The sequence below is a fragment of the Streptococcus plurextorum DSM 22810 genome (assembly GCF_000423745.1).
Lineage (GTDB): Bacteria > Bacillota > Bacilli > Lactobacillales > Streptococcaceae > Streptococcus > Streptococcus plurextorum.
This window is the reverse complement of sequence record NZ_AUIO01000031.1, coordinates 1-2,185: the sequence shown is the minus strand read 5'-3', so window position 1 is coordinate 2,185 and position 2,185 is coordinate 1. Positions and strand designations below refer to the sequence as shown.

Annotated in this window: 1 protein-coding gene and 1 pseudogene; one reads left to right on the top strand and one right to left on the bottom strand. The window is 35.8% G+C overall.

Features of this window, described 5'->3' with window-relative positions; genetic code table 11:
* The first annotated feature begins 283 nt into the window (after positions 1–283).
* A pseudogene (gene catA / locus G575_RS0110490) lies at positions 284–1,003 on the top strand (type A chloramphenicol O-acetyltransferase).
* 268 nt (positions 1,004–1,271) lie between these two features.
* On the opposite strand, the gene G575_RS0110485 reads toward catA, so the two are convergent.
* Positions 1,272–2,185: integrase domain-containing protein (locus G575_RS0110485; RefSeq protein WP_027972670.1), on the bottom strand; the 914-nt coding region annotated here is incomplete at its 5' end.

Here is a 2,185-nt window from a genome sequence, read left to right as displayed (position 1 = left end):
TTTATCACAAGAAATATCAAGATAAGAAAGAAAAGGATTTTTCGCTACGCTCAAATCCTTTAAAAAAACACAAAAGACCACATTTTTTAATGTGGTCTTTTATTCTTCAACTAAAGCACCCATTAGTTCAACAAACGAAAATTGGATAAAGTGGGATATTTTTAAAAGTCAATATTTATGTTACAATAATATTGACTTTTAAAAAAGGATTGATTCTAATGAAGAAAGCAGACAAGTAAGCCTCCTAAATTCACTTTAGATAAAAATTTAGGAGGCATATCAAATGAACTTTAATAAAATTGATTTAGACAATTGGAAGAGAAAAGAGATATTTAATCATTATTTGAACCAACAAACGACTTTTAGTATAACCACAGAAATTGATATTAGTGTTTTATACCGAAACATAAAACAAGAAGGATATAAATTTTACCCTGCATTTATTTTCTTAGTGACAAGGGTGATAAACTCAAATACAGCTTTTAGAACTGGTTACAATAGCGACGGAGAGTTAGGTTATTGGGATAAGTTAGAGCCACTTTATACAATTTTTGATGGTGTATCTAAAACATTCTCTGGTATTTGGACTCCTGTAAAGAATGACTTCAAAGAGTTTTATGATTTATACCTTTCTGATGTAGAGAAATATAATGGTTCGGGGAAATTGTTTCCCAAAACACCTATACCTGAAAATGCTTTTTCTCTTTCTATTATTCCATGGACTTCATTTACTGGGTTTAACTTAAATATCAATAATAATAGTAATTACCTTCTACCCATTATTACAGCAGGAAAATTCATTAATAAAGGTAATTCAATATATTTACCGCTATCTTTACAGGTACATCATTCTGTTTGTGATGGTTATCATGCAGGATTGTTTATGAACTCTATTCAGGAATTGTCAGATAGGCCTAATGACTGGCTTTTATAATATGAGATAATGCCGACTGTACTTTTTACAGTCGGTTTTCTAATGTCACTAACCTGCCCCGTTAGTTGAAGAAGGTTTTTATATCACAGCTCCAGATCCATATCCTTCTTTTTCTGAACCGACTTCTCCTTTTTCGCTTCTTTATTCCAATTTCCTTTTGACAACAAGAAACCCTTGCTGACGTCCTGCTGACGTGTCGGCTCGAAAGTCTAAAGCCTTTCGGCTCGTCCCGTTCTAGCGTACTTTAGCAAGGCTTATTGTCAAAAGTTTTCTCGGCATAAAAGCTCACAAAAAGAAAAAAGCTTGCATGTCTGCAAGCCCTTTTCTTTTTCTTCTTTTAGTCGGTATATAAATAAGATTGTGCAATTACTGTTATTCGGTTGTGTCCAAGATTCTCGGACACAATCTTCATTGCGTAACGGTCAAAAACTTCTCCAGCTCTATCCCCTCGCATGTGATACTTTTCTTTGATAGGCAATTTGTCTAAATTCCTAACATACTTCTTATACATTCGCATTGCATAGCTAGCTCTGTAGCTATGGTTATCATAGTTAGATGATAACTTTGGAAACAATCTTCCTTTTTTGGATTGAATCCAATTCACTAAATCTCTTGTTTCCGCTTCTGTCTTACCACAAATCTCTACTTTTCTAGGCTTACCGCCTTTAGTTCCTTTATCTACTTTCAACCAAGCCTTGCCATTTTCAAAGAAAAGGTCTTCGGCTTCAATTCTTTGCATTTCAGCCCTACGCAAGCCTGTCGCACTCGTGAAACGTGCCAGGGCTTCTTCTTTCTTCTTAGAGATATGCTTATCACGTTTCACTTCATCACGTGAACGCTTGACGTTAGCACGCAAGCGTGGAGGTGTTGCGATGAATTGAGTCGCTTCAACTCCAAACACTTTGGCAAGTGCTGCCTTTGCAGTTGCGATAGAATAAGCAGACCTCTTTATATCAATCAAATGTTGTAAGTATTCATCGACATAGCCTAACGCATCTTCAATGCTTACGGCTTCTGGATGAGCTACTTCCAACCAGTCAGCAAAATAGCGAAACTGATTTTTGTACGTAGTAAAAGTTCTCTTAGAATAGATTTTATCTTTCGTATCAGCTTCAGCTTTATCTTTTGATCGCTTCGTTCCAAGCCCTGCTTTCAGCATGTCTTGTAAACGCAAGCGACCTGTCTTTCTATAACTTGGTTTAGAAAGATTTTTCTTCTTAGACGCTTTCTTCTTAGCCCAGCGCCCTTTGG